This window comes from Acidimicrobiales bacterium (assembly GCA_036491125.1).
In the GTDB taxonomy this organism is placed as follows: domain Bacteria; phylum Actinomycetota; class Acidimicrobiia; order Acidimicrobiales; family AC-9; genus AC-9.
Map to the genome: position 1 here is coordinate 1 of DASXCO010000053.1, position 7084 is coordinate 7084.

The 7084-nt window shown below is 69.1% G+C and carries 7 protein-coding genes and 1 tRNA gene; all 8 read left to right on the forward strand.

All coding sequences use genetic code 11. The features are described 5' to 3' along the window. Positions 1–438 (forward strand): 2-phospho-L-lactate transferase CofD family protein (locus VGF64_04100; GenBank protein HEY1633917.1); only part of this gene is annotated, 438 nt, incomplete at its 5' end. 26 nt (positions 439–464) lie between these two features. Then, positions 465–1487 carry a type I glyceraldehyde-3-phosphate dehydrogenase gene (gene gap / locus VGF64_04105; protein HEY1633918.1) on the forward strand — a complete coding sequence of 341 codons (1023 nt, stop codon included), beginning with the start codon at positions 465–467 and terminating at the stop codon, positions 1485–1487. A 7-nt stretch (positions 1488–1494) separates the two neighbouring features. Next, positions 1495–2655 (forward strand): phosphoglycerate kinase, encoded by a 1161-nt coding sequence (locus VGF64_04110; protein HEY1633919.1) that lies wholly within the window; start codon positions 1495–1497, stop codon positions 2653–2655. Beyond that, entirely contained in the window at positions 2652–3479 is an 828-nt protein-coding gene (gene tpiA, locus VGF64_04115; GenBank protein HEY1633920.1) for a triose-phosphate isomerase, read from the forward strand. Before VGF64_04110 ends, tpiA begins: the two co-directional genes overlap by 4 nt. 77 nt (positions 3480–3556) lie before the next feature. Further along, positions 3557–3787 (forward strand): preprotein translocase subunit SecG, encoded by a 231-nt coding sequence (gene secG, locus VGF64_04120; GenBank protein ID HEY1633921.1) that lies wholly within the window; start codon positions 3557–3559, stop codon positions 3785–3787. 205 nt (positions 3788–3992) lie between these two features. Continuing rightward, entirely contained in the window at positions 3993–5558 is a 1566-nt protein-coding gene (locus VGF64_04125; GenBank protein ID HEY1633922.1) for an ABC transporter family substrate-binding protein, read from the forward strand. Between the two features lie 56 nt (positions 5559–5614). Then, positions 5615–5698 (forward strand) — tRNA-Leu (locus VGF64_04130). Positions 5699–5782: 84 nt separating this feature from the next. Beyond that, positions 5783–6571 carry an alpha/beta hydrolase gene (locus tag VGF64_04135; protein HEY1633923.1) on the forward strand — a complete coding sequence of 263 codons (789 nt, stop codon included), beginning with the start codon at positions 5783–5785 and terminating at the stop codon, positions 6569–6571. Positions 6572–7084 lie beyond the last annotated feature (513 nt).

A 7084-nucleotide genomic window follows, 5' to 3' on the forward strand; every position in this document is an offset into this window, starting at 1 on the left:
CAGGTCGCGGTGGCCAACGCGGGACACATCGCCCGGGTCTCGCTCGTGCCGGTCGATGCGGAGCCGCCCGCCGCCGCCCTGGAGGCCGTGGCCCGAGCGGACCAGATCGTCCTCGGCCCGGGCTCCCTGTACACCAGCGTCTTGGCGGCGCTGGCCGTCCCGGCGCTCCGGGACGCGTTGGCCGAGGCGAGGGGCCGGAAGGTCTACGTCTGCAACCTCCGCCCCCAGGTCCCCGAGACCGAGGGCTACGACGTGGCCGCCCACCTGGCTGCGCTGGAGCTCCACGGCGTCGAGGTTGACGTCGTGCTGTGTGACACGTCGGGCCTGCCCCTCGGGGCGCCGGGCCGGCCCTGGATCGACGCACCCCTGGCCCGGCCCAACGGGCTGGCCCACGATTGGGAGAAACTGGCAGCAGCCCTCGTCGATCTGGTCGGATAGGGCTCGGGTAAGGAGGAGGACGGGACATGTCCGTACGGGTTGGCATCAACGGGTTCGGTCGCATCGGCCGCAACTTCCTGCGGGCGGCGCGCGCATCCAACGCTGATGTGCACGTGGTCGCGGTCAACGATCTGATCCCGCCCGAGACGAACGCGTATCTCCTCGCCTACGACTCCACCCTGGGTCGACTGGAGGGGGTGCAGGCCGGCGACGGTGCCATCAGGATCGGCTCCGACGAGGTGAAGGTGTTCGCCGAACGCGACCCGAAGGCGCTGCCGTGGTCGGAGCTGGATGTCGAGGTGGTCATCGAGAGCACGGGAATCTTCACCGATGGCAACAAGGCCGCCGCCCACGTCGACGGGGGAGCGCGGCGGGTGATCATCTCGGCGCCGGCGACCAACGTCGACGCCACATTCGTGATGGGCGTGAACGACCAGACCTTCGATCCCGCCCAGCACACCGTGGTCTCGAACGCGTCGTGCACCACCAACTGCTTCGTCCCGATGGTGAAGGTGCTCGACGACGCCTTCGGCGTACGCAGCGGCCTGATGACGACCGTGCACGCCTACACCAACGACCAGAACCTGCTCGACCTGGCTCACAAGGACCTGCGCCGGGCCCGCGCTGCCGCGGTCAACATCATCCCGGCGTCGACCGGCGCGGCCCGGGCGACGGGGCTCGTCCTCCAGGCCATGCAGGGTCGCCTCGACGGCACGTCGCTGCGCGTACCGGTGCAGGACGGCTCGATCACCGACTTCACCGCGATCATCGAGGCCGACGCCAGCGTCCAGCAGATCAACGCCGCCTACCGCGAGGCCGCGTCCTCCGGACCGCTGTCGAAGGTGATGGAGTACACCGAGGATCCCATCGTGTCCTCGGACGTCATCGGGTCCCCGGCGTCGTGCACCTTCGACTCTGGACTCACCATGGCGACCGCCGCGGGGGACGGCTCCACGCTGGTCAAGGCGCTCGGTTGGTATGACAACGAGTGGGGCTACGCCAACCGGTTGGTCGACCTGGCCGTGGTCGTCGGAGGGTCCGGTCGCTGACGCTTTGGTGCTCCAGCTGCCACGGCTGGAGGACCTCCCCGATCCGGCCGGCAGACGGGTGCTGCTCAGGGCCGACCTCAACGTCCCTCTGAGGTCGTCGCCGAGCGGCGTGGCCGAGGTGGACGACGACTTTCGCCTGCGGGCCGCGTTGCCGACGATCGAGTGGCTCATGGAGCGAGGGGCCAAGGTCACGGCGTGCAGTCACCTGGGGCGGCCGCGCGGCGAGCCCGACGCCCGCTTCGCGATGGAGCCGGTGCGTCACCGGCTGGCGCAGCTGGCACCGGGCGTCGAGCTCATGGAGAACCTGCGTTTCGACCCGGGAGAGGAGGCCAACGACCCCGCCTTCGTCGCCCGCCTGGTCGAGGGCCAGGACCTCTACGTCGATGACGCCTTTGGCTCGGCGCACCGTATCCACGCGTCCATCGTCGGCCCCCCGGCCCTCCTGCCCAGCGCCGCCGGACGTCTGCTGGAGCGGGAGGTCGAGGCCCTGGCCGGCCTGCTGCACCATCCCGCCCGGCCGTTCGTGGCCGTGCTCGGCGGGGCCAAGGTGAGCGACAAGCTGGGCCTCCTGCAGTCCCTGGTGGAGCGGGCGGACGTCCTGCTGGTGGGCGGGGGGATGTGCTTCACGTTCCTCGCCGCCCTGGGACACGAGATCGGCGAATCCCTGGTCGAGCCCGACCAGGAGGATGCGTGCCGCCGGCTCCTGGACTCCGGACGACGCGTGGTAGTGCCTACCGACGTGGTGGCCCTGGCTCCGGGCGGCACCCTCGGGCTCGGCAAGCACGGAACCGGCAAGGTCCGCACGGTCGGTCGGACCATCCCGCCAGGATGGAAGGGCACGGACATCGGTCCGGGGACAGCAGCCGAGTTCGCCGACGAGATCCGCCCGGCGGGCACCGTGTTGTGGAACGGCCCCATGGGGGTCGCCGAGGACCATCGCTTCGCGGCCGGCACCCGCGCCGTGGCCGTGGCCGTGGCCGAGTGCCGGGGGTACACCGTCGTTGGCGGCGGCGACAGCGCCAGTGCCCTCGCCCACCTCGGCCTCGCCGACCAGGTCGATCATCTGTCGACCGGCGGGGGTGCGACCCTCGAGCTGCTCGAGCGCGGTGACCTGCCAGGGCTGGCAGCCCTCCGGGGCGCCTCCAACGCGCCGGGGAGAGAACCATGACCAACCGACGCCCCCTCGTCAGCGGCAACTGGAAGATGAACCTCAACCACTTCGAGGCCATCCAGGTCGTCCAGAAGCTCGCCTACCGCCTGTCCCCGGAGGACACCGCGACTCGGGACGTCTCCCTGCACCCACCGTTCACCGATCTTCGATCGGTCCAGACCGTCGTGGAGTCCGACGACATGCCGATCGCCCTCGGGGCCCAGACCTGTCACTGGGCCGAGGCCGGCGCCTACACGGGCGAGGTCAGTCCGGTCATGCTGGCCAAGCTCAACGTGACCTACGTGATCGTGGGGCACTCGGAGCGGCGCCAGCTCTTCGGCGAGACCGATGCCGTCGTGGCGGCCAAGCTGCGCGCCGTGCTGACCCACGGGATGACGCCCATCCTCTGTGTGGGCGAGACGCTCGTCCAGCGGGAGGCGGGGGAGGCCGAGAGCACCGTGACAACTCAGCTAGTGGCGGCATTCTCCGGTTCGTCCGATGACGAGCCCGACGCCGGCCCGGTATCGGGAAGGCGGCCGCTCACCCCGCTCCAGATGGGCCAGCTGGTGATCGCCTACGAGCCCATCTGGGCCATCGGCACCGGCCAGCACGCCACGCCCGAGGACGCCCAAGGGATGTGCCGCATCATTCGGGGAACGGTCGCCGAGCACGCCGGCAAGGAGGTCGCGGCAGCGCTCCGGGTCCAGTACGGGGGCTCGGTGACGGCGACAAACGCGCCCGACCTGCTGACCCAGGACGACGTCGACGGCGCCCTCGTCGGCGGGGCCAGCCTGGACCCCGACGCCTTTGCCCGAATCGTGCAGAGCGCCCCTGGCGGGTAGGGGGCTGGGTCCGCCCGCCGGCACGGGGCTGCTAGCGTTTCGAGAGCCAGCGACGGGGAGATGAGGAGGCCGGCTGGGTGCTCACGCTTGGGCTAGTAGCCATCCACGTCGCCGTGTCACTCGGGCTGATCCTCTTCATCCTGTTGCACAGCGGGCGGGGAGGAGGCCTCTCCGACATGTTCGGCGGGAGTGTGGGAACGGCGGCCGCCGGCTCCACGGTCGTCGAGCGCAACCTCGACCGGATCACCGTGACCCTGGCGGTCGTCTTCACGTTCACGACGCTGGCCCTGGCGATCCGGCTCCAGTGACCCGAATCGGGGGACCCGCGGGTCGAGCACGGCGGTAGCGGTGCCGGGCTCCGGGCGCCGGCGGACGGTCTCGTTCGTCGGCCTCGCCACTGTCGCGCTCCTCGCTGCCGCCTGCACCTCCTCCTCGAGCAGCGGCCAAGGGCAAGGGCCCCCCAGCCCGCCTACCAGCGCCCGCGGGCCGCAACCGGCGCGGGATGGTGGATCCTTGTCCTTCGCCCTCGATCAGCAGCCCGCCAGCTTCAACCTGAACACCCGGAAGGGCTACAGCCTCTCGAGTCAGCTGATCATGGACCGCGTCTGGCCCCAGGTGTTCCTTCTCGACTCGCAGGGAGTTCCGCAGCTGGACACCAACTTCGTGAAGAGCGCGGAGCTCGACAGGCTCGCCCCCCAGACCATCGTCTATCAGATCGACGACAGGGCGACGTGGTCCGACGGGGTACCGATCACCGCCGATGATTTCATCTACAACTGGGAAGCGCAGAGCGGGGACCCGACCTTCACCGACGTGGGTGGCCAGCCGTTCGACGTCCTCTCCACCGCGGGCTACTCGCAGATCCAGTCGATCACCGGCTCGAACCGGGGAAAGACCGTGACGGTGGTGTTCAAGACGCCATACGGGGACTGGAAGTCGCTCTTCAACAACCTGATCCCCGCCCACGTCGCCCGCACCGCGGGCTGGAACACGGGATTCGACGCCTTCGGACCCGCCGTCATCTCGGGCGGGCCCTACCTGGTGCAGAGCGACTCACCCGGCCAGCAGATCGTGCTCGCCCGGAACCCCCGCTACTGGGGGCCGCCTGCCCACCTGGACACGATCGTGCTGCGCTCTGTCCCAGACCCCACCCAGGATCCGCCCGCGCTGCAGAGCGGAGCCCTCGATCTTGTCTACCCGGCGCCGCGCGTCGACATCGTTCAGCAGGTCAAGCAGATCCGAACGGTCGCCAGCTCGACCGCCCTGGGGTTCAGCTTCGAGCATCTCGACTTCAATCAGCGGAACGCCTTCCTCAAGCTCCCGGCCGTCCGACAGGCCATCGCCAAGGCCATCGACCGTCAGCAGCTCATCGCCGCCACAGTGGGCCAGATCGACCAGGCCATCAAGCCCGACAACAACCACTTGTACGTCAATAGTCAGCAGGGCTACCAGGACAACGGGGTGGGCTACCAGCAGCCAGATGTCGGCGCGGCCAGGAAGCTGATCACCGGGGCCGGGTTCACCCTGGGGCCGGACGGCTACTTTCAGCTCGCCGGCAGGCCGCTGGAGCTGCGCATCTCGACGACCTCCGACGACCCGCTGCGGGTCGCCGCCGAGGGACTTATCGTGGAGCAGTTGAAGCGGGCTGGCATCAAGGCGGATCCCGCCGATGCGCCCGCGACGACGCTCCTTGGTCAGGAGTTGCCGGCCGGCAACTTCGACCTGGCCCTCTTCGCATCGACCAGCAGCTCGTTCCCCTCGGACAACGCCGCCGCCTACAAGACCCCGGGCAGTGGCGAGGGGGCCAACAACTACGACGCCTACTCGGAGCCGAAGGTCGACACCCTGTTCGCCCAGGCCAACAGCCAGCTGAACGCGGCCACGGCCGGCACTATCTACAACCAGATCGACCAGCAGCTGTGGACCGACATGGTTACCCTCCCTCTGTTCCAGGACCCGACGTTCATCGCCTACCAGCGCACCTACCTGAACATCGGCGACAACCCGAGCGCCTCGGGTCCGTTCTGGAACGCCGAGCAGTGGGGCCTGGCCCCCGCCGCTCCCTCGAGCGGGTCGTGAGGGGCCGTGGCCAGCGGGTACAGTTCTTGGCTGCGCAGTAACCGGTCGTCCACCCCGTCGGAGTGGCGGAATAGGCAGACGCGCTAGCTTGAGGGGCTAGTGTCCGCAAGGACGTGGGGGTTCAAGTCCCCCCTCCGACACCGCAGGTCAGAGGCACTTTCTGGGGAGCTGGGGGCTTGGATGGGACGGTCCCTTGGCCGATCGACGCGGGCTATCGTCGGCTCGTGGCTGAGCAAGTGCTCTACCGCCGGCCGTCTTCCTTGCTGTTTGCGCTCGAGATCCCTCGGGCGACGGCCGACGCCGCTGTGCTCGGACCTGCCTGGCCGGTGCTGAGGCTGGCACCGCATGGCGATGGCCACCCGGTGCTCACCCTGCCCGGGTTCACCGCCTCCGACGTCTCGACCCGGATCCTCCGGGGCTTCCTCAGGAGTCGGGGCTACCACGTCCACGCCTGGCGGCTGGGACGAAATCTGGGGCCCAACCCGGTGACAATCGAGGGTCTCCGAGCCAGGGTTCGTCAGCTGGCCGAGCAGCATCGGCGTCCGATGAGCCTCGTCGGTTGGAGCCTCGGGGGCATCTACGCCCGGGAGATCGCTCGGGCAGCGCCCTCGGCGGTGCGCCAGGTCATCACGCTGGGCAGTCCGTTGCGGCTTCGCGATCGAAGCAACAGCAACGCCGGCGCCTTGTTCGAAGCTCTGCGTGGTTCTCAGCGGGAGAGTCATCCGCCCGAGCGCCCACCCGAGGAGGCCCGTGGGCCGTTACCAGTCCCCACTACAGCCATCTTCACCCGCAGTGATGGAGTCGTGCCATGGCGAGCCTGTCTCGAGATCCCCTCCAACACGAGCGAGAGCGTCGAGGTGTTCGGTAGCCACAGCGGACTCGGTTTCAACCCCGCGGCGCTCTGGATCATTGCTGACCGGCTAGCCCAGCGTGAGGGCGCTTGGCATCGTTTCCAAGTTCACGGAGTGGCTGCTCCGCTATTCCGGGTTGAGCAAGAGCGACAACAATCCTGAGACTCGCGCCCCAGTCCCTCGCGCGCCCGAGGCCCATGCCGCGCTTCACCGCCGTCCCGATCAGAGGGTTCAGGCGAGGCGGAAAGCGCAAGTAGCCGATGCGTTCGCCCCCCGGCGCAGACCAGCGTGAATAAGATGGGGCCATGGCGCGGTTCCTCACTCGCCTCAGCTTGGCGATCATCGCCGTCGCCACCCTCTACCCCCTTGCTGGAGCAAAAGCCGTCAGTTCGGGTGAGCTCCTTGCAGCCACTCCGTCCCCAACACTCCATGAAGCCCAAATCGGCCTCGGCCAGGGTCCAGTACTAGACCGAGGCGAGCTGGTTCCGCGCCGGGGCTCGATCCAGAGTCGGGTCCGAGCTGATCGGTCAAGCGATCCCTCAACCCCACCTCTCCCGTTGGCCGGCGGTCTGTCCCTGGCAGTTTTGGCCATAGCGGTGTTGTGGAGCGCGCACCGCCGTGGTGGCAATACTCGCCGCTGGGAAGGTGTCGGCCCCCGCGGGCCACCACCGCCTC